Below are 19,185 nucleotides of genomic sequence, written 5' to 3'. Positions count from 1 at the left end.
TTCCGCGATAACCCCTGTTCAACCGGCCTTAGCGCACCTGAGCCGGGCGGATTGTCGCCACTAACTGTTGCGTCGCTACGGTTTCTCCGCTACGTTTTCGGCATCGCAGCCGATGGGCCGCACACAGCACAGAGGAGCAACACGAATGAACACGACCCCATGGGACGAGACGCCCGTCGGTGCTTGCACCCGGGACCCGGAGCGGTGGACCACATCGGCCGACGAGCAGGCCAAGGCCATCTGCCGCGCGTGCCCCCGCCGCTGGCTCTGCGCCCGGGACGCATGCGAGTTGCCGCGCGCCGAGGGTCTGTGGGCAGGGATCTTCGTTCCCGAGGCGGGGCGCGGCCGCACGTTTGCTCTGCGGCAGCTGCGGTCGTTGGCAGAACAGCACGGCCACCCCGTGCGGGCTCGTCGGTTCTACGCGGAATCGGCCTGACACGGACCGACCACGGATCGGGCCCGCCGCCGGATCGGGGGGTCGGCGGCGGGCCCCGACCGTCGCCCGGAATATCTCCGGGCACCGACGGGTTGACGGATGCGACGGTGCCGGGCATGCCCCGGGCCCCAACCACAATCGTCGCTTCGAGCGACCACTCGCCGAGAGGCGCAGGCGGCACCGTCCCCTTTTTCTTGCGCTACCAGGTATCGACGAATCGCCGGCCCGGACCACGCTGCGCGTGCGCGGTGGCCGCGGACAACGCGTTGATCACGACGTCGCGCGTGTCCGCCGGGTCGATCACATCGTCGATCTCGAACAACGCAGCGGCGTTGAGCGCCTTGGCCTTTTCCTGCGCGGCCGTCGTCGCCTGCCTGACCCTTTCCTCGCGCTCGTCCTCGTCGGCGATCGCTTCCAGTTCCTTACGCATTCCCAGCCGGACCGCGCCCTCCAGTCCCATCGGACCCAGGTGCGCCCCCGGCCACGCCACCGTCAGCACCGGCTCGTGCAGGCTGCCGCCGGTCATCGCCTGTGCCCCCAGTCCATACCCGCGTCGCAGAATCACCGCGACCAGCGGTACCTCGAGCGCCGCACCCGCCACCAGCATCCGCGACGCGCGGCGCACCAGGGCCTCGGACTCGGCCGCCGGACCCACCATGTAGCCCGGGCAGTCGACCAGTGAGAGCACGGGCAGCCCGAACGTGTCGCACAGCTGCAGGAAGCGGGCCGCCTTGTCCGCGGCGGCAGCCGTGATCGCGCCGGCCATCACCATCGTGTTGTTCGCGATGATCCCGACCGCGCGGCCGTCGACACGGCCCAGCGCGGTCACCATCTCCGGTGCGAACTTCGTCCGCAGGTACGTGACCGTGCCCTCGTCGGCCAACGTCTCGATGATCGGTGCGACCTGATACGCCCTGCGGGCGCGCTCGGGAACGATTGTGCGCAAACGTGTTTGGTCCGCGACCGGCCCGGGCTCGGCCGAACCTTGAAAGTAGCCGAGCAGGCGTTTGGTCACCGCGACGGCCTCTGCCTCGTCGGCCACGACGACGTCGACCACCCCGTTGGGCGACTGGACGCTGATCGGGCCCACCTCGTCGGGCGGCACGTCACCGAGCCCACCGCCCGCGATCATCGCGGGCCCGCCCATACCGATCGATGTGTCCTCCGTTGCCACGATGAGGTCCGAGCATCCGGCGATGACGGCGTTGCCGGCGAAGCAGCGGCCGTGAACGACGGCGATGCGCGGCACCACGCCCGACAACGCGGCCCACAGCTTGAAGGCGCGCGCATCGAGCGACGACACGGCCGGGTAGTCGGTGTCGCCGGGCCGCCCGCCGCCACCTTCGGCGAAGAACACCGTCGGCAGTCGCATGCGCTCGATCAGCTCGAACAGTCGGTCCTTCTTGCGGTGGCCCAGCGCACCCTGCGTTCCCGCCAACACCGTGTAGTCGTAGGACAGCACCGCACACGCGCTGCGCTCGGCGCCGAACACGTCGCCGTTGATCCGGGCCGTGCCGGCGACCAGACCGTCGGCGGGGGTGCGGGCGATCAGATCCTCGAGGTCGCGGCCGTGCCGCTGCGCGGCGATCGCGAACCGCCCGTACTCCACGAACGATCCCTCGTCGACGAGGTCGGCGATGTTCTCCCGAGCGGTCCGGGCCTTCGCCGCATGTCGCCTGGCTACGGCATCCGGCCGGGCCGCGTCCTCGGTGAGTCCGCGGCGTCTTGCGAGCTCGGCGTGGTCGTCGCGCAGCGACTCATCACTCACGGCGTCCGATGCTAATCACGCGACGCCCGCCGCGGGTTATCCACAGGCGCTTCTCGCAACACCGGAAACTGTCGGCCGCCGCACTTAGCGTGCGGACATGACCAACTGGATCAACACAGTGAGCCGCGACCACGTCGAACTCGGCGTGCGCGGCCGCTTCACACAGGCCAATCACGGCAAGCCGACGATGCTGCGCAGGATGGCGCGCGGCGACTGGATCGTCTTCTATTCCCCGCGCACCGTCTACCCCGATGGCCCGCCGCTGCAGGCTTTCACCGCGCTCGGGCAGATCGCCGACGACGAGCCCTACCTCGATGCGTTCCCGGAGGGCGAACGATGGCGGCGCAACGTCGACTTCCTCGCCTGCAAGGAAACGCCGATCCGGCCGCTCCTCGAGAGGCTCGACTTCGTCGAGGACAAGTCACGGTGGGGATACAAGTTTCGCTTCGGGTTGTTCAAGATCGGCGACGACGATCTGGAGGTGATCCGTTCGGCGATGACGAGCCCCGATTAGCCCTACTGTGGGTGGGTGAGCAACACCGACCCGGCTCCGGCCGAAGTTGCCTGCGCGGCAGTCCCGTTCGCGGGTGTCCTGCATCCACGGGAGGTGCCGCTGGGCGGACCGCGCGCGATCCGGGTACGGCGGACGCTGCCGCAGCGGGAGCGGTCGCTGATCGGTGCATGGTGTTTCGCCGACCACTACGGTCCGCACGATGTGCGCGGCGGGACGGGAATGGACGTGCCGCCCCATCCGCACACCGGGCTGCAGACGGTCAGCTGGTTGTTCGACGGCGAGGTCGAGCACCGTGACAGCGGGGGCGTGCACGCGCTGGTGCGGCCCGGCGAGCTCAACCTGATGACAGCCGGAGCGGGCATCTGCCACTCGGAGGTGTCGACCAGCGCGACCACGATCCTGCACGGCGTGCAGCTGTGGGTGGCTCTGCCCGAGGAGGCGCGCGACACCGCACGCGGGTTCGAACACTTCATCCCCGCGCCGCGCGCAGTCGGGGACGCGACGCTGCGGGTGTTCATCGGCGAACTCGAGGGCGAGCGTTCACCGGTGCACACATTCACACCGCTGCTCGGCGCACAGATCGATCTCGACCCCGAGGCGGAGGTGACGCTGGAAGTCGATTCGGCATTCGAGCACGGAGTACTGCTGGACCACGGCGACGTCGCCGTCAACGGCACCGCGCTCGAGGTCGCCGACCTGGCGTTCCAGGCGGCCGGCGCCGAGAGGTTGCACCTGGCCAATCGCGGCAGCGAGGCCGCCCGACTCGTGCTGCTCGGCGGCCCGCCGTTCCCCGAGGAGCTGGTCATGTGGTGGAACTTCGTCGGCCGCAGCCACGACGACATCGCGGCCTACCGCAGGCAGTGGGAGGACGGCGACGAGCGGTTCGGCGCCGCGCAGGGCTACCGCGGCGCGGTGACACGGCTGCCCGCTCCCCCACTGCCCAACGCGACATTGCGTCCCCGCCGGAACCCGGGGGTATAGAGACACCATGACGACCGACAAAACCGGCGCGCCCACCGAGGTCACCGCCGAAGCCGACCGCTACACCATCTCCGTCGACGGAAAGAACGTCGGGCTTGCCGAGTTCGCCGACCGTGACGGGCAGCGGGTTTTCACCCACACCGAGGTGGATCGCGACTTCGAGGGCCGCGGCCTAGCGACGATCCTGATCGGCGAGGCGCTGCAGAAGACCCGCGACGCGGGGCTGCGCATCGTGCCCGTCTGCAAGATGGTGGCGTCCTACGTCGAGAAGCACGACGAGTTCGCCGACGTCGTCGATCCGGTGTCCGACGACGTCGAGCAGTGGCTGCAGAATCGGTAGTTCGGTTCGCCCGCTATCGTCTGCGCGATGGTGGCCGCGTTCTTCACCCCGGATGGTGACGCCTTCGTGCCCACGCCGATGGCGCAGGGCCCGTGGGGGCACACGATCAGCGGCAACTACGCCGGCGGTCTGCTCGGGCACGTGCTCGAACGCGACGCCGGCGACCCGGACTTCCAGCCCGCCCGCCTGACCGTCGACCTGTTCCGCCCCGCCGCGCTCGCGCCGGTGCGGGTCCAGACCACCGTCGTCCGGCAGGGCCGCCGCCTCAAGCTGGTCGACGCACTGATGACGCAAGGCGATACGAGCGTCGCGCGTGCGACAGCGCTGTTTCTCCGCCGAGGCGAACAACCCGTGGACGAGATCTGGACCTCGCCGGTCACCATGCCCGCACCGCCTCCGACACCCGATCCCATCCCGGCGAAACTGTCCACGCTGGTGTGGTCCTACGGACGGGACGAGCGCGAACCCGGGCCCGGTGAAGGCCTGTCGAACTGGCAGCACTCCGGTCCGAAACACCTGTGGGTGCGCGACTTTCGGCCGCTGGTCGTCGGCGTGGAGCTGACGCCGTTCACCCGCGCCGCGATGGCCGGCGACATGGTCAGCTCCCTGACGCACTTCGGGCCCAGCGGCCTGCAGTGGATCAACGCCGACTACACCCTGACGTTGTCGCGTCTCCCGAAGGGTCCCTACCTCGGGCTCACGGCGCTGACGCACTTCAGCGACGCCGGGGTGGCCACCGGCACCGCGACCATCGTCGACGAATTCGGCCCGATCGGCAGCGGTGTCGCCAACGCCCTGGCCAACCCCGGCTTCACCCCGCCCCGCATGTAGCGCGGCGCCCCAATCCTGCCGCGACGAGAAGCACCCCGCGGTTTCCCGCGGGGTGCTTCCGGTGCCATCCAAAAGGTCAGCTGATGCCCACAACCTCCTGGGCGATATCGGCCAGGCGCGTCTGCGCCGCCGACACCAGCCGCTGACGGTTCTTGTGCATCTCCTCGTAGGCGATGATCGTGCGGATGTCGGACGGATCGTCGAGATCCTTCACCGCGGCCACCGCGTCGCTGAGGTTGAGATCCTCATACCCGGCGATCGGCAGCTCGTCGGCGTCGACGACACCACTCTGGGCCCGCGCCTTGTGCAGCGCATCTGCCGCGTCGTCGGCGCCTTCGCGGCGGACAACCCGCTCCGCGTTGCGCAGGGCACCGTCACGCGACGCCCCGAGCGCCTTGAGCGTGATCTCGCCGGCGCGCTGGGCGCGCTCGCGCAGGTCGTCGACGGCCGGGCCCGCTGACCGCAGCAGCTCCGCGAGCCGCTCGACCGACTGCGCCGACCACTGCCCCGGCAGGTTCACCAGCTTCACCGCGGTGCCCGCAGCGGCCTGCAGCGGGGTGCGCTGCAGCGCGGCCGGGCCGCCGAGGGCGTCCTCGGCCAGCACGGTGGTCAGCCAGTTCACCGTCGCCGAATGCGCGGTGATCAGGCGGTCGGCGAGGTCCTGCACGTCCGGCTCCTTGGCAGCGACCGCGAGCGCCTTGACGTAGCGGGCGCGGTCGAGCAGCTGATCCTCGAGCGCCAGATCGCCCAGCAGCGCCTCATCGAACGGCTGTGCCTGCTCGGTGAGCGCCTTGACCGCGGCAGCGGCGCGGCCCAGCAGCGGGCCGATCGTGTCCGGGAAGCCACCCAGATCGCGGATCGCCTTCTCGATGGCCTCGGCGCGGATCCGGCCGTTCTCGGCGTTCTGTGTCAGCTCGCGACGGACGGCCTCGGTCCGGGCCTGCGCGATCCGGGTCTCGGCGACCTGGATCTCGGTATGGGTCAGGTCAAGAAGGGTGCGCAACTGCGCGATCAGAGTGGTCTTGGTGGTAGTCATGTTTTCTCGCCCCTTAAGCGTTGACGGTTTGGGTCGGCGCTGGGGTGCACCTGCCCAGTTGGCTACCCGGTGCGCGGGGGGAGCCGAAACGCCTCAGGGGTGTGAGATGGATCGCAGTCGGCGTGTCGTCAGCGCGGCTGCAGGATCACCACTGGAATATCGCGATCGGCCCATGACTGGTAGGTGTCGAAGTCCGCGTACGCCTCGACCAGCTTCGGCCACAACCGCTTCTTTTGTTCGGGCGTCGCCGTGACGGCGCGCACGGGTCGGCGGTCCGAACCGATCTCGATGTAGGCCTCGGGGTTGGCCACCAGGTTGCGGTACCACTGCGGATCGGTGTCGCGGCCGCCCTGTGAGGCCACGACGATCACGTCGTCGCCGTTGTGGATGTACACCAGCGGCGACACCAGCCGCCTGCCGGATTTGCGCCCGATGTGCTCGAGCAGCAGCGTCGGTACGGGCTTCTTGAAGCCCGCGCCCACCCGCCAGGTCGCGCCGATCTTGCCGCCCGAGCGGCGGTACACCCATACGTGGGCCTTGCCCGCGTACTTCATGATCTTCGTGACGACAGGCGAGTTCAGCTGCTTGGGCTTGTTGTTCGGATCCATGTGATCAACCTAAATACTGCGCCGTGCTGCCACCCAGCGGCATCGCCGGCATGCCGAGCTTGCGGTGGTCCCAGCTGCGGGTGCGCAGCGGCACCACCCGCACGCAGATGCGGTTGTTCATCATCTGGTCGACGAACGGGCGCATGTCGTCGGAATAGGGTCCGGTGTAGCGCTCCCACACGCTGATGCCCACCCGCAGAACGGTTTCCGGGTCGTCGACGATCTCGGCCCTGCCGTCGATCGAGACGCCGCGCAGCGTGTCGTAGGTGTGGCCGTCCTCGATCATCACCGTGACCGTCGGATCGCGTCGCAGGTTGACCGCCTTCTGCGACTTGGCCTTCGTCTCGAACCAGATCTCTCCGTCGAGCACCGCGTACCACATCGCCACCAGGTGCGGCCGCCCGTCGGCCAGCACCGTGGCCATCGTCGCGGTGCGGCTGCGTTCGATGAATTCGGCGACCTCGTCGTCGGACATGACGATCTTCGCGCGTTCGTTCTTGCCCACAGCCCGATCTTGTCAGGTCGCGGGGGCGACGACCGTCACCGGGATGGATTTGAGCGAGGCAATAGGGGTCTAGCTCATCAGCATGATGTACTGCGCGGCCGTCATCTGTTGTGCCGCAAGCAGAGTCGGAGCACTCGTCTCGATGGTGTACCGGTCGGCGGTGGCCAGGCAGTAGAAGCTGCCCTCATTCGTCCGCAGGCAGCGGCTGCCCGGCATGTCCGGCACCGGGTTGGCCGGCTTGGCCGTCGCCGACACCTCCTCGGCGAACTCCTCGACCACACCCGCGGCGCCCGCGCCGTCCTCGGCCTCGTAGACGGTCGTGCCCGCCATCGCGACCAGATCGACGCCGGTGTCGGCGAAGAGCTTGGCCGACCGCACCGGATCGGACTGGAAGTGCAGCGCACCCCGCCGTTCGTAGGTACCGCCCTTGGTGAACGTCGGATCGCGGCCGTCGAGCGGAAGCGTGCGGGCCAGCAGGCCGGTCGGATCGATCGAGATGTCGGCCAGCTCGCTCGGGTCGGTGGCGCGGAACTTGTGGATCTCCGGGACCTGCAGGTCCAGGCTCTCGGTCACCAGCCGGGCGGCGGCGTCGATGCCGGCGGTCACCTGGGCCAGCTGCATCAACACGTAGGGGCCGTGCGCGGTGAACGACCGCACCGCACCGAATTTCCCGATGTTGCGATCGGTGCCGGTGTGACTGCTGGCGCGTGCCTCGGGATGGCCGGGGATCTCCATTTTCGGCGACGGTCCGTCGGTGCCCTGTGGCTGCGTGACCGCGTCGCCCATGTCGTCGGCCGCGGCCTGCGCGGCGCGATCGTCGGCGAATCGCAGCACCGCATTGAGCAGGATCTGCTTGTTCTTCTCGGTCCGCGTCGTGGCGAAGCCGGTGACGAAGTCGTGGCGGGCGGCCGCCGCGGCGACGTTCATCGGGCCGATCATCGCCAGCGCTTCGGCGCGGGGCAGCACCATCGCGCCCAGGCCGAACCATTCGGTCAGCGCCTCGTCGACCTCCCACGGACCGGTGACATGGTTGGCCAGCCGCTGGCCCTCGAGCACGACGCCGAGCATGGGATCGCCCGCGACGCCGAGTGGATCCCGCGGCGCCGTGGGAAACCGGCCCGGGTCCAACCGGTCGAAATCCAGCGCGGGCCCACCGGCGGCCCTGACCGCGGATCCCTCGACGGTCGATGTGCACGCCGTCGCGAGCAGCGCGACGACAGAGATGAGCGTAAGGATCGCGTTACGCATATCCCGGAAATTACCCCGCGCCGCGTCGGCCACGGATTCAGGCGTGCCGACGCCGCGACGGACGTCATACAAATGAGACGAGCCACCCGAAATTCCGGTGGCTCGTCTTCATTGTTTGTGGGCGAAGGGGGACTTGAACCCCCACGTCCCGAAGGACACTGGCACCTGAAGCCAGCGCGTCTGCCATTCCGCCACTCGCCCCAACAACCGGGGGAGCCTATCACGCACAACACCCGGCTCCCCAACCGTACCGGCTGGGCCCTGACCACGTTCGGCCGATCGTGATCCGGGGCGCTGAACTGCGGCGATGTGATTCTCAGAGTTCTGTTGGTCCCGCAGTCCGGCGCTCGGCCGATACCATGCACATGAACAATGTGGCCAGGCGACACGCTGGCTCCCGTCGCGGTGAGCAGGGCCGACGGACGACGACCGAGTGAGGCGGACGTGACATGGGTCTAGTCGACCGTTTCGAGCGCAAGCTCGAGTCGACGGTCGGCGATGCGTTCGCCCGGGTGTTCGGCGGTTCGATCGTCCCGCAGGAGGTCGAGGCGATGCTTCGGCGGGAGGCCGACACCGGTGCGCGCGAAGTGCTCGGCGATCAGGTTTTGGCACCAAACGACTACGTCATTACCCTCAGTGTGCCTGACTATCAGAAGGTGAGCGCCGACCCAGACCTCACGTCAGCGACTTTTGCCAAGCACTTGGAGGGATACATCCGTGAGCAGGGGTGGCAAACGTATGGTGATGTGGTCGTCAGGTTCGAACAATCACCCACCCTGCACACCGGACAGTTTCGCGCGCGTGGAGCGGTCAATCCCGACACGACCACTGGCGAACCCGCACCACCACCCCATGTACGTGCGTCCAGCGCAGAATCAGGAGTACCACCGATGAGCGACAACCCGACCTACCGCGGCGGCCAGGGGCCGGGGAGGCCCGCCGACGAGTACTACGACCGTCCGCAAGACCGTCCGCAAGAACGTCCGCAGGACGATCGCTACGGCCGCCCGGACGACCGCGGCCCTTATCCCCCGCACGAGCAGGGCGGCTATCCGCCTCACGGCGATCCCTACGCCCCGCGTCAGGGCGGCTACCCCGACCAGGGCGGCTACCCCGACCAAGGTGGCTACCCGGACCAAGGTGGCTACCCGGACCAGGGCGGTTACCCCGACCAGGGCTACCCGCCGCCGTCATACGAGCAGCGCCCCCCGGCCGGCTACGGCCCGCCGCAGGGCGGTTACCCCGACCAGGGCTACCGGCAGGCCCCGGGCGGCTACGGTCCCCCGCCGGGCGGCCAGCCCGGCTACGGCGGCGCACCCGCATCCGACTACGACTACGGGCGTCCCCCGGGCCCCGGCCGCCACGAGGAGGGCGGCTACGGCCGTCCCGAGCCCCGGCCCGCTTACCCGGATCAGGGCGGCTACCCCGACCAGGGCGGCTATCCCGACCAGGGTGGTTACGGCGGCGCACCGTACGGTCGCCAGGACCAGGGCTACGGCGCCCCGCCGGACTACGGCCGCTATGGTGACGCGCCGGCAGGCGGATACGCCGAACCGGGCTATTCCGAGCCCGCTGGCGGCGGCTACGACTACGGCCAGCCGGCCGGCTACGGCGGTGGCTACGGCCAGGGCGACTACGGTGCGAGCGGCGCGACCGTGACGCTGCAACTCGACGACGGCAGCGGTCGCACCTATCAGCTGCGCGAGGGCACCAACGTGATCGGCCGCGGCCAGGACGCACAGTTCCGGCTGCCCGACACCGGGGTGTCCCGGCGGCATCTGGAGATCCGTTGGGACGGCCAGGTCGCGCTGCTGTCGGACCTGAACTCCACCAACGGGACCACCGTCAACAACGCGCCCGTCCAGGAGTGGCAGCTCGCCGACGGCGACGTGATCCGGCTGGGCCACTCCGAGATCATCGTCCGCGTGCACTGAGCGCCCGCCGGGGCGGAGAAGCTGCCGCTTCCCCCTCATGTCGGTAACCGTCCAAGTATCGTGACGGTGCCGAGGCTGGCTGCGTTGCCGAGGCGGCGCCACGGGATGGAGACGGAGAGGACGTCAGATGCAGGGGTTGGTACTGCAACTGACGCGCGTCGGATTCCTGTTGCTCCTATGGCTGTTCATCTGGTCGGTGCTGCGAATCCTGCGGACCGACCTCTACGCCCCGACCGGTGCCGTCATGGTGCGTCGGGGGCTGCCGCTGCGTGCCTCGCTGCTACCCAACCGGGCCCGTCGTAACGTGGCCCGGCATCTGGTGGTCATCGAGGGCGCGTTGGCCGGCACCCGCATCACACTCGGCAGCCAGCCGGTGCTGATCGGGCGGGCCGACGACTCGACGTTGGTCCTCACCGACGACTACGCCTCGACGCGCCACGCGCGGCTGTCGCCTCGAGGTTCGGAATGGTATGTCGAGGACCTAGGATCGACCAACGGCACATACCTCGACAGGGCGAAGGTGACGACGGCGGTACGCGTTCCGATAGGCACGCCGGTTCGGATCGGCAAAACGGTAATCGAGCTGCGCCCGTGACCCTGGTGCTTCGATACGCCGCGCGCAGCGACCGCGGCCTGGTCCGGGCGAACAACGAGGATTCGGTGTACGCCGGCGCCCGGCTGCTCGCGCTCGCCGACGGCATGGGCGGGCACGCCGCGGGCGAGGTGGCCTCACAACTGGTGATCGCCGCGCTCGCCCACCTCGACGACGACGAACCCGGCGGCGACCTGCTCAGCAAGCTCGACACCGCGGTGCGCGAGGGCAACTCCGCGATCGCAGCACACGTGGAGGCCGACCCCGAGCTCGAGGGCATGGGCACCACCCTGACCGCAATCCTGTTCGCGGGCAATCGACTTGGCCTGGTGCACATCGGGGACTCGCGCGGCTACATGCTGCGCGACGGCGAGCTCACCCAGATCACCAAGGACGACACCTTCGTCCAGACGCTCGTCGACGAGGGCCGCATCACCGCCGAGGAGGCCCACAGCCATCCGCAGCGGTCGCTGATCATGCGCGCGCTGACCGGCCACGAGGTCGAGCCCACGCTCATCATGCGCGAGGCGCGCGCGGGCGACCGCTACCTGCTGTGCTCCGACGGTCTGTCCGACCCGGTCAGCCAGGAGACCATCCTCGAGGCGTTGCAGATCCCCGATGTCGCCGAAAGTGCCGACCGGCTCATCGAATTGGCGCTCCGCGGCGGCGGCCCCGACAACGTCACGGTCGTGGTGGCCGACGTCGTCGACAACAACGCCTACGACTACGGCCAGACCCAACCGATCATCGCCGGCGCGGTATCGGGCGATGACGACCAGCCCCCGCCCAACACCGCGGCCGGTCGCGCGTCGGCGTTCAACCCGCGACGCAATGAGGCCAAGCGCGCCCTACCGGAACCGGAGGAACCGCCGCGACCGCCCAAGTCGCGGCGGCGAATGTTCATCGCCGCCGCCCTCGTCGTCCTGGTCGTCCTGGCCGGATTGGCCGTCGGCCGCGAGATCATCCGCAGCAACTTCTACGTCACCGCCCATGACGGCATCGTCTCGATCATGCGAGGTGTCCCCGGATCGATCCTCGGATACCCGCTGCAGGAGCCGTACCGACGGGGCTGCCTGACCGAACGCAACGGGCTGACCCTGATCAGTCCCGGCCAGGAGCCACGCGATTGTCAACCGCTTCGGGTGTCCGACCTCAAGCCCTCCGAACAGCGGCAGGTCATCTCCGGTCTGCCGACGGGGTCGGAAGATCAGGCGATCACGCAGATCAACCAGCTGGCGCGCGATTCTCTGTTGCCGATCTGCGCCCCGCCACCACCTCCTGCCCCGCGCACCACAGCGCCGCACAGCCCGGGGCCGAATTCGCCTGGCCTGCCGAATAATCCGCCACCTCGCGGTGAGGAGGGCACGCCCGCACCGGAGACTCCGCGAACGGTGACGCCTCCGCCGCCGTCACCGAAGCCACCATCGCCCGCACCCGAGTCCCCGCGTGCCGAACCGGGCACACCGCCGCCGCCCGAGTCTCCGGCGCCGCCGACACCCAAACCGCCGCCGCCCCCGACGGTCACCGCGCTACCGCCCCCGCCGCCCGAGCCGGGAGTCAACTGCCGGGAAGTCTCATGACGACCCAGCCGCAGTCCGCCGTTTCCGTCGCGCCGCCACTTCCCAACCGGCGCAACGCCGAACTGCTCCTGCTGGGTTTCGCCACCGTCATCACCACCTTGGCGCTTCTGCTCGTCGAGGCGAACCAGGAACAGGGCCTGCACTGGGACCTCGCGAGCTACACCGTCGCCTACATGGCGCTGTTCAGCGGTGCGCACCTGGCGATACGACGTTTCGCCCCGTACGCCGACCCGCTGCTGCTGCCGGTCGTCGCGCTGCTGAATGGCCTGGGGCTGGTGATGATTCACCGTCTCGACCTCGCCGCCGGGGAGTTGTCCCAAGACGGCATCGGCGGCACGGCCAACCAACAGATGCTGTGGACCCTGCTTGGCGTCGTCGGGTTCTCGCTCATCGTGATCTTTCTACGCGATCACCGGCTGCTGGCCCGCTACGGCTACGTCTGCGGACTTTCCGGCCTGGTGTTGCTCGCCATCCCGGCCGTGCTGCCGCGCGCGTTGTCCGAACAGAATGGCGCCAAGATCTGGATCCGCTTGCCGGGCTTCTCGATTCAGCCCGCCGAGTTCTCCAAGATTTTGCTGCTGATCTTCTTCGCCGCGGTCCTGGTGTCCAAGCGCAGCGTGTTCACCAGCGCCGGAAAACACGTCCTCGGCATGGATCTGCCCCGGCCCCGCGACCTCGCGCCGCTGCTGGCCGCGTGGATCGCCTCGGTCGGCGTGATGATCTTCGAGAAGGACCTCGGCACCTCGCTGCTGCTGTACGCGTCGTTCCTGGTGTTGGTGTACGCGGCCACCGACCGGCTCAGCTGGGTCATCATCGGGCTGGCCCTGTTCGCCGCGGGAAGCGTTGCGGCATACCACATGTTCGACCACGTGCAGGTGCGGGTGCAGACGTGGCTCGACCCTTTCGCCGATCCCGACGGCGCGGGGTACCAGATGGTGCAGTCGTTGTTCAGCTTCGCCACCGGAGGCATCTTCGGCACCGGCCTCGGCAACGGTCAGCCCGGTACGGTGCCCGCCGCGTCGACCGACTTCATCATCGCGGCCGTCGGTGAGGAACTCGGACTGGTGGGGCTGGCCGCGGTGCTGATGCTCTACACGATCGTGATCATCCGCGGCCTGCGCACCGCGATCGCCGTGCGCGACAGCTTCGGAAAGCTGCTGGCCGCCGGCCTGGCGTCGACGCTGGCGCTGCAGCTGTTCATCGTCGTCGGCGGGGTCACCAAGCTCATCCCGCTGACCGGGCTGACCACACCGTGGCTGTCCTACGGCGGTTCGTCGCTGCTCGCGAACTACGCACTGCTGGCGATCCTGGTGCGCATCTCGCACGCCGCGCGGCGCCCGATCATCGCCGGACCTCAGACCCCCACCCCGATCGCGGCGGCCAGCACCGAGGTGATCGAGAAAGTATGAACACCTCGCTGCGCCGCATCGCCGTCACGGTCATGGCCCTGATCGTGTTGTTGTTGGGCAACGCCACGCTGACGCAGGTGCTGACGGCCGACGGGCTGCGCTCGGATCCCCGCAACCAGCGGGTGCTGCTCGACGAGTACTCCCGCCAGCGCGGGCAGATCTCTGCGGGCGGCCAGCTGCTGGCGTATTCGGTGTCCACCAACGGCCGGTTCCGCTTCCTGCGGGTGTATCCCAATCCGCTGGCCTATGCGCCGGTCACCGGCTTCTACTCGCTGCAGTACTCGAGCAGCGGACTGGAACGCGCCGAGGATTCCATCCTCAACGGCTCCGACGAGCGGCTGTTCGGCCGCCGGCTGGCCGACTTCTTCACCGGCCGCGACCCGCGCGGCGGCAACGTCGACACCACGATCAAGCCGCAGGTCCAGCAGGCGGCCTGGGATGCGATGGAAGAGGGCTGCGACGGTCCGTGCAAGGGTTCGGTGGTGGCCATCGAGCCGTCGACCGGCAAGATCCTGGCCATGGTGTCGTCGCCGTCCTACGACCCGAACCTGTTGGCCACCCACGACATGGCCGCCCAGACCGGGGCTTGGCAGCGACTGCGTGACGACCCCGAATCACCGCTGCTGAACCGGGCGATATCCGAAACCTACCCGCCGGGCTCGACCTTCAAGGTGATCACCACCGCGGCGGCTCTGCAGCGCGGTGCGACGGTGAACACGCAGCTCACCGCGGAATCGCGAATTCCATTGCCGGACAGCACCGCAACGCTGGAGAACTTCGGTGGCTCGGCCTGCGGCGGCGGTCCCACCACGTCGCTGCGAGAGGCCTTCGCCCGGTCCTGCAACACCGCGTTCGTCGAGCTGGGGATCGACACCGGTGCCGACGCGCTGCGGTCCACCGCGCGCGGGTTCGGGCTCGACGCACCGGCTCCGACGATCCCGCTTCAGGTGGTCGAGTCGAGCGTCGGTCCCATCCCCGACGCCGCCGCGCTGGGCATGTCGAGCATCGGGCAGAAGGACGTCGCGCTGACCCCGCTGCAGAACGCCCAGATCGCCGCGGCCATCGCCAACAAAGGAGTGGCGATGACGCCGTACCTGGTCGATAACCTGAAGGGACCGGACCTCTCGAACATCGCCACGACGGCCCCGCAGGAAGAGCGCCGGGCGGTCTCCGAGCAGGTCGCCGATACACTTACGGACTTGATGGTCGCCGCCGAGCAGGTGACTCAGCAGAAGGGAGCCATCGCCGGCGTGCAGATCGCATCCAAGACCGGCACAGCGGAGCACGGTACCGATCCACGTAACACCCCTCCGCATGCCTGGTACATCGCCTTCGCCCCGGCCCAGGCCCCCAAGGTGGCGGTCGCGGTCGTGGTCGAGAACGGCGGTAACCGGCTGTCGGCAACCGGCGGCGCGCTGGCCGCCCCGATCGGGCGGGCCACCATCGCCGCAGCCCTGCGGGAGGGCTCATGAGCTCCCGGCAGCGGGCGGTCCGCACAGCATGTGACCGGGGGGCCGTATGACGGCTCGCGTAGGTGTGACGCTGTCGGGGCGCTACCGGCTGCAGCGCTTGATCGCCACCGGCGGCATGGGACAGGTCTGGGAGGCCGTGGACTCCCGGCTCGGCCGCCGGGTCGCGGTGAAGGTGCTCAAGGCGGAGTACTCCACCGACCCCGAGTTCGTCGAGCGGTTCCGGGCCGAGGCCCGCACCGTCGCCATGCTCAACCATCCCGGCATCGCCAGCGTGTACGACTACGGCGAGACCGACATGGACGGTGAGGGCCGCACCGCCTACCTGGTGATGGAGCTGGTCAACGGCGAACCGCTCAACTCGGTGCTGAAACGGACCGGGCGGCTGTCGCTCAGACATGCGCTCGACATGCTCGAGCAGACCGGCCGCGCCCTGCAGGTCGCCCACAGCGCGGGGCTGGTGCACCGCGACGTCAAGCCGGGCAACATCCTCATCACCCCGACGGGCCAGGTCAAGCTCACCGACTTCGGCATCGCCAAGGCCGTCGACGCCGCGCCGGTGACGCAGACCGGCATGGTGATGGGTACGGCCCAGTACATCGCCCCCGAGCAGGCCCTGGGGCACGACGCCACCGCCGCCAGCGACGTTTATGCACTGGGAGTCGTTGGCTACGAATCGGTTTCGGGTAAGCGACCGTTCACCGGTGACGGTGCGCTGACGGTGGCGATGAAGCACATCAAGGAGACGCCGCCGCCGCTGCCCGCCGATCTGCCGCCCAATGTGCGCGAGTTGATCGAGATCACGCTCGTCAAGAACCCCGGCATGCGGTACCGCTCCGGCGGGGCGTTCGCCGACGCGGTGGCCGCCGTGCGCTCCGGACGGCGCCCGCCGCGGCCGAACGCCGCGCCCTCGATCGGTCGCGCCGCGCCCACCGCCGTGCCGTCGGCCACCCAGGCCCGTGCGGCCGCCGATATGACCGGGCGCGCCCCGGCCACCGCCGCGCGCCCGCGCTCGGCGACCGGCAGCCATCGGCCTCCCCCACCCCGGCGGACGTTCTCCTCCGGTCAGCGCGCGCTGCTGTGGGCCGCGGGCGTGCTGGGAGCGCTGGCGATCATCATCGCGATCCTGATCGTGCTCAACGCCCAGGATCGCCAAGACCGCCAGACCCCGCCGCCGACCATCACCAACACCATCACCGAGACCACCCCCTTCGAGTCGCCCGCGGCGCTTCCCAACCGGACCGTCGAGCAAGGCGGTGGCGGTGGTGAGGGACAATCAGGGGTAACCACACCGCAGGCGATGGCGTCACCGGCAATGCCGCCGGTATTGCCGTCAGCCCCGGCACAGGAGCCCTACCAGTGGCGTTGGGCTCCAGAACAGACATTGCAATGACGACCCCGCAACACCTGTCCGACCGCTATGAGCTCGGCGAGATCCTCGGCTTCGGGGGCATGTCCGAGGTCCACCTCGCGCGCGACGTACGCCTGCACCGCGACGTCGCGATCAAGGTGCTGCGCGCCGACCTCGCCCGCGACCCGAGCTTCTATCTGAGGTTCCGTCGCGAGGCCCAGAACGCCGCGGCGCTCAACCACCCCGCGATCGTCGCGGTCTACGACACCGGCGAGGCCGAGACCCCGCAAGGACCGCTGCCCTACATCGTCATGGAGTACGTCGACGGCGTGACGCTGCGCGACATCGTCCACAACGACGGCCCGATGGAGCCGCGGCGGGCCATCGAGGTTATCGCCGACGCATGCCAGGCCCTGAACTTCAGCCACCAGCACGGGATCATCCACCGCGACGTCAAGCCGGCCAACATCATGATCAGCAAGACCGGTGCGGTGAAGGTGATGGACTTCGGGATCGCCCGCGCGCTGGCCGACGCCAACAGCGTCACCCAGACCGCCGCGGTGATCGGGACCGCGCAGTACCTGTCGCCCGAACAGGCCCGCGGCGAGAAGGTCGACGCCCGCTCCGACGTCTACTCCCTGGGCTGCGTGCTCTACGAAATCCTCACCGGGGAGCCACCTTTCATCGGTGACTCGCCGGTGGCGGTGGCCTATCAGCACGTTCGCGAGGATCCGATACCGCCGTCACAGCGCAACCCCTCGATCGGCCCCGAACTGGACGCGGTGGTGCTCAAGTCGTTGGCGAAGAACCCCGACAACCGGTATCAGACCGCGGCCGAGATGCGCGCCGACCTGGTCCGGGTGCACAGCGGGGAACAACCGGAGGCGCCCAAGGTGTTCACCGACGCCGAACGCAGTTCGCTGCTGTCGGCGCCGACGGGCCACGAGCGCACCGAGCCGATCGACCCGATGCCGCCGGTGCCGACCCACGACGACGCCGATCGCGACCGCCGCGGTTCGGTCGCCCGGTGGCTGGCAGCGGTCGCGGTGCTGGCCGTCCTCACGGTCGTGGTCACCGTGGCGATCAACATGTTCGGCGGAAACACCCGCAACGTCGAGGTGCCCGACGTCAGCGGTCAGCCATCGGCGGACGCGATCGCCGAGCTGCAGAACCGGGGCTTCAAGACCAGGACCCAACAGCGGCCGGATTCGACGGTGCCACCCGACCACGTGATCAGCACCGATCCCAGCGCCGACTCGTCGGTCGAGGCGGGCGAGGAGATCACCCTCAACGTCTCCACCGGCCCGGAGCAGCGCGAGATCCCCGACGTCAAAAACCTGACCTACAACCAGGCGACGGAGCGGTTGAAAGAGGCCGGCTTCGAGAAGTTCAAGTCGTCGTCATCGCCGTCGACACCCGAGCTGAAGGACAAGGTGCTCGGCACCAATCCCCCGGCCAACCAGACCTCCGCGATCACCAACGAGATCACCATCATCGTCGGGTCCGGTCCCCAGAGCCGCCCCGTGCCCAACGTCCAGAACCAGCCCGAGGCGTCGGCGCGCCAGATCCTGACCGCCGCCGGGTTCACCAACGTGGTGTCCGTGCAGGTCGACAGCCCCGAAGCCTGCGGACAGGTGATCGGAACATTGCCCCCGGCCGGACAGGACTCCGCGGTCGACTCCCCCATCCAGCTGCAGTTGTCGGCGTGCAACCAGTTCGTGATGCCCGACCTGCGGGGCATGTTCTGGGTGGACGCTGAACCGCGGCTGCGCGCGCTCGGGTGGACGGGCTTCCTGGACAAAGGCGCCGACGTGCAGAACAGCGGTCAGCGCACCAATGCGGTGGTGACCCAGAACCCGGCGCCCGGCAGCGGTGTCAACTTCGGGGACACGGTCACGCTGAGCTTCGCGTCGTAGCGGCTTCCCGGCCGGCGGCGATGGCGCTGGTGACCTCGTCCTCCAGCCGGCGGACCAGCGACTCGGGGGGCGCCACGCCGCAATAACCGAGCCAGTTGGCCAGCATCCGGTGACCACCCTCGGTCAGGATCGACTCGGGATGGAACTGCACGCCGTGGATCGGCAACTCGACGTGGCGCACCGCCATGATGACGCCGCCCTCGGTGCGTGCGGTCACCTCGAGTTCGTCGGGCACCGTCTCGGGCAGAATGGTCAGCGAATGGTATCTGGTGGCGGTGAACGGGTTCGGAAGTCCTTGCATCACACCGGAATCGGTGTGGTGCACGACGCTGGTCTTACCGTGCAGCAGTTCGGGTGCGCGATCCACTGTGCCGCCGAACGCGACCCCGATCGCCTGGTGTCCGAGGCAGACACCCAGCAGCGGGGTGCGCGCCGACGCGCACCCTTTGACGAGCGGGATGGAGGCACCGGCCCGCTCGGGCGTACCCGGGCCGGGGGACAGCAGCACACCGTCGAAATCGTTGGCGGCCTTTTCGATATCGGCATCGGTGGCCAGCCGGTCGTCGTCGTTGCGCCACACCTGAGCCTGCACCCCGAGCTGCCCGAGGTACTGCACCAGGTTGAACACGAAGCTGTCGTAGTTGTCGACGACCAGAACTTGCATCAG

General features: G+C 69.0%; 18 protein-coding genes and 1 tRNA gene. 12 read left to right on the top strand and 7 right to left on the bottom strand.

The genetic code is table 11. The features are described from left to right. Positions 1 to 145 precede the first annotated feature (145 nt). Positions 146 to 436 carry a WhiB family transcriptional regulator gene (locus AU197_RS02995; protein ID WP_064401003.1) on the top strand — a complete coding sequence of 97 codons (291 nt, stop codon included), beginning with the start codon at positions 146 to 148 and terminating at the stop codon, positions 434 to 436. Positions 437 to 635: 199 nt separating this feature from the next. On the opposite strand, the gene AU197_RS02990 is transcribed toward AU197_RS02995, so the two are convergent. Next, a complete protein-coding gene (locus AU197_RS02990) occupies positions 636 to 2,204 on the bottom strand; it encodes an acyl-CoA carboxylase subunit beta (protein ID WP_064401001.1) in 1,569 nt (522 codons plus the stop codon). 97 nt (positions 2,205 to 2,301) lie between these two features. Between AU197_RS02990 and AU197_RS02985 the strand changes: the two genes are divergently transcribed. From AU197_RS02985 to AU197_RS02970, 4 genes are read left to right on the top strand one after another with little or no spacing between them, the layout of a single operon-like run. Beyond that, the gene (locus AU197_RS02985; RefSeq protein ID WP_064400999.1) at positions 2,302 to 2,718 is read left to right on the top strand and encodes an EVE domain-containing protein; all 417 of its coding nucleotides are present in this window, start codon (positions 2,302 to 2,304) and stop codon (positions 2,716 to 2,718) included. A 15-nt stretch (positions 2,719 to 2,733) separates the two neighbouring features. After that, positions 2,734 to 3,699 (top strand): pirin family protein, encoded by a 966-nt coding sequence (locus tag AU197_RS02980; RefSeq protein WP_064400998.1) that lies wholly within the window; start codon positions 2,734 to 2,736, stop codon positions 3,697 to 3,699. A gap of 7 nt (positions 3,700 to 3,706) precedes the next feature. Further along, on the top strand, positions 3,707 to 4,039 hold the full coding sequence (locus tag AU197_RS02975; RefSeq protein WP_064400995.1) for a GNAT family N-acetyltransferase: 333 nt from the start codon (positions 3,707 to 3,709) through the stop codon (positions 4,037 to 4,039). Between the two features lie 27 nt (positions 4,040 to 4,066). Continuing rightward, positions 4,067 to 4,870: an acyl-CoA thioesterase domain-containing protein gene (locus AU197_RS02970; protein ID WP_064400993.1), complete on the top strand. Its 804-nt coding sequence runs from the start codon at positions 4,067 to 4,069 to the stop codon at positions 4,868 to 4,870. Positions 4,871 to 4,946: 76 nt separating this feature from the next. Here the strand turns inward: AU197_RS02970 and AU197_RS02965 are convergent, their stop codons facing one another. From AU197_RS02965 to AU197_RS02945, 5 genes are all read right to left on the bottom strand, one after another. Next, a complete protein-coding gene (locus AU197_RS02965; RefSeq protein ID WP_064400990.1) occupies positions 4,947 to 5,906 on the bottom strand; it encodes a coiled-coil domain-containing protein in 960 nt (319 codons plus the stop codon). A 128-nt stretch (positions 5,907 to 6,034) separates the two neighbouring features. Beyond that, entirely contained in the window at positions 6,035 to 6,514 is a 480-nt protein-coding gene (locus AU197_RS02960) for a nitroreductase family deazaflavin-dependent oxidoreductase (protein WP_064400988.1), read from the bottom strand. Between the two features lie 4 nt (positions 6,515 to 6,518). Beyond that, complete coding sequence (locus AU197_RS02955) at positions 6,519 to 7,019, bottom strand: pyridoxamine 5'-phosphate oxidase family protein (protein WP_064400986.1); 501 nt, start codon at positions 7,017 to 7,019, stop codon at positions 6,519 to 6,521. Between the two features lie 69 nt (positions 7,020 to 7,088). Next, complete coding sequence (locus AU197_RS02950; RefSeq protein WP_064400985.1) at positions 7,089 to 8,267, bottom strand: DUF7373 family lipoprotein; 1,179 nt, start codon at positions 8,265 to 8,267, stop codon at positions 7,089 to 7,091. A gap of 118 nt (positions 8,268 to 8,385) precedes the next feature. Beyond that, positions 8,386 to 8,468, bottom strand: a tRNA-Leu gene (locus tag AU197_RS02945). Positions 8,469 to 8,716: 248 nt separating this feature from the next. Here AU197_RS02945 and AU197_RS02940 point away from each other — a divergent pair. The 7 genes from AU197_RS02940 to pknB all read left to right on the top strand — a co-directional run bounded on the left by AU197_RS02940 (position 8,717) and on the right by pknB (position 18,518). Continuing rightward, positions 8,717 to 10,201: an FhaA domain-containing protein gene (locus tag AU197_RS02940; RefSeq protein WP_064400983.1), complete on the top strand. Its 1,485-nt coding sequence runs from the start codon at positions 8,717 to 8,719 to the stop codon at positions 10,199 to 10,201. Positions 10,202 to 10,328: 127 nt separating this feature from the next. Next, a complete protein-coding gene (locus tag AU197_RS02935; RefSeq protein ID WP_064394676.1) occupies positions 10,329 to 10,796 on the top strand; it encodes an FHA domain-containing protein FhaB/FipA in 468 nt (155 codons plus the stop codon). Then, complete coding sequence (locus AU197_RS02930; RefSeq protein WP_064400982.1) at positions 10,793 to 12,373, top strand: PP2C family protein-serine/threonine phosphatase; 1,581 nt, start codon at positions 10,793 to 10,795, stop codon at positions 12,371 to 12,373. The genes AU197_RS02935 and AU197_RS02930 overlap by 4 nt, the downstream gene beginning before the upstream one ends. Beyond that, complete coding sequence (locus AU197_RS02925) at positions 12,370 to 13,782, top strand: FtsW/RodA/SpoVE family cell cycle protein (RefSeq protein WP_064400980.1); 1,413 nt, start codon at positions 12,370 to 12,372, stop codon at positions 13,780 to 13,782. Before AU197_RS02930 ends, AU197_RS02925 begins: the two co-directional genes overlap by 4 nt. Then, positions 13,779 to 15,254: a D,D-transpeptidase PbpA gene (gene pbpA / locus AU197_RS02920; protein ID WP_064400979.1), complete on the top strand. Its 1,476-nt coding sequence runs from the start codon at positions 13,779 to 13,781 to the stop codon at positions 15,252 to 15,254. Before AU197_RS02925 ends, pbpA begins: the two co-directional genes overlap by 4 nt. A gap of 46 nt (positions 15,255 to 15,300) precedes the next feature. After that, positions 15,301 to 16,644: a protein kinase domain-containing protein gene (locus AU197_RS02915; RefSeq protein WP_064400976.1), complete on the top strand. Its 1,344-nt coding sequence runs from the start codon at positions 15,301 to 15,303 to the stop codon at positions 16,642 to 16,644. Continuing rightward, positions 16,641 to 18,518, top strand: a complete 1,878-nt coding sequence (pknB, locus tag AU197_RS02910; protein WP_064400975.1) for a Stk1 family PASTA domain-containing Ser/Thr kinase — start codon at positions 16,641 to 16,643, stop codon at positions 18,516 to 18,518. The genes AU197_RS02915 and pknB overlap by 4 nt, the downstream gene beginning before the upstream one ends. Here the strand turns inward: pknB and AU197_RS02905 are convergent. After that, the gene (locus AU197_RS02905; RefSeq protein ID WP_064400972.1) at positions 18,496 to 19,182 is read right to left on the bottom strand and encodes an aminodeoxychorismate/anthranilate synthase component II; all 687 of its coding nucleotides are present in this window, start codon (positions 19,180 to 19,182) and stop codon (positions 18,496 to 18,498) included. The two genes, pknB and AU197_RS02905, sit on opposite strands and share 23 nt — an antisense overlap. Positions 19,183 to 19,185 lie beyond the last annotated feature (3 nt).

Origin of the sequence: Mycobacterium sp. IS-1590 (assembly GCF_001500025.1) — a bacterium.
Taxonomy (GTDB): Bacteria; Actinomycetota; Actinomycetes; order Mycobacteriales; family Mycobacteriaceae; genus Mycobacterium.
This window is presented reverse-complemented; position numbering and strand designations above follow the sequence as displayed.

What these genes read in the sequence shown, in the direction of transcription:
- AU197_RS02995 (WP_064401003.1), top strand. Translation starts at nt 146, where the DNA reads ATGAACACGACCCCATGGGACGAGACGCCCGTCGGTGCTTGCACCCGG.
- AU197_RS02985 (WP_064400999.1), top strand. Translation starts at nt 2,302, where the DNA reads ATGACCAACTGGATCAACACAGTGAGCCGCGACCACGTCGAACTCGGC.
- AU197_RS02975 (WP_064400995.1), top strand. Translation starts at nt 3,707, where the DNA reads ATGACGACCGACAAAACCGGCGCGCCCACCGAGGTCACCGCCGAAGCC.
- AU197_RS02970 (WP_064400993.1), top strand. Translation starts at nt 4,067, where the DNA reads ATGGTGGCCGCGTTCTTCACCCCGGATGGTGACGCCTTCGTGCCCACG.
- AU197_RS02965 (WP_064400990.1), bottom strand. Translation starts at nt 5,906, where the DNA reads ATGACTACCACCAAGACCACTCTGATCGCGCAGTTGCGCACCCTTCTT.
- AU197_RS02960 (WP_064400988.1), bottom strand. Translation starts at nt 6,514, where the DNA reads ATGGATCCGAACAACAAGCCCAAGCAGCTGAACTCGCCTGTCGTCACG.
- AU197_RS02950 (WP_064400985.1), bottom strand. Translation starts at nt 8,267, where the DNA reads ATGCGTAACGCGATCCTTACGCTCATCTCTGTCGTCGCGCTGCTCGCG.
- AU197_RS02940 (WP_064400983.1), top strand. Translation starts at nt 8,717, where the DNA reads ATGGGTCTAGTCGACCGTTTCGAGCGCAAGCTCGAGTCGACGGTCGGC.
- AU197_RS02935 (WP_064394676.1), top strand. Translation starts at nt 10,329, where the DNA reads ATGCAGGGGTTGGTACTGCAACTGACGCGCGTCGGATTCCTGTTGCTC.
- AU197_RS02925 (WP_064400980.1), top strand. Translation starts at nt 12,370, where the DNA reads ATGACGACCCAGCCGCAGTCCGCCGTTTCCGTCGCGCCGCCACTTCCC.
- pbpA (WP_064400979.1), top strand. Translation starts at nt 13,779, where the DNA reads ATGAACACCTCGCTGCGCCGCATCGCCGTCACGGTCATGGCCCTGATC.
- AU197_RS02915 (WP_064400976.1), top strand. Translation starts at nt 15,301, where the DNA reads ATGACGGCTCGCGTAGGTGTGACGCTGTCGGGGCGCTACCGGCTGCAG.
- pknB (WP_064400975.1), top strand. Translation starts at nt 16,641, where the DNA reads ATGACGACCCCGCAACACCTGTCCGACCGCTATGAGCTCGGCGAGATC.
- AU197_RS02905 (WP_064400972.1), bottom strand. Translation starts at nt 19,182, where the DNA reads ATGCAAGTTCTGGTCGTCGACAACTACGACAGCTTCGTGTTCAACCTG.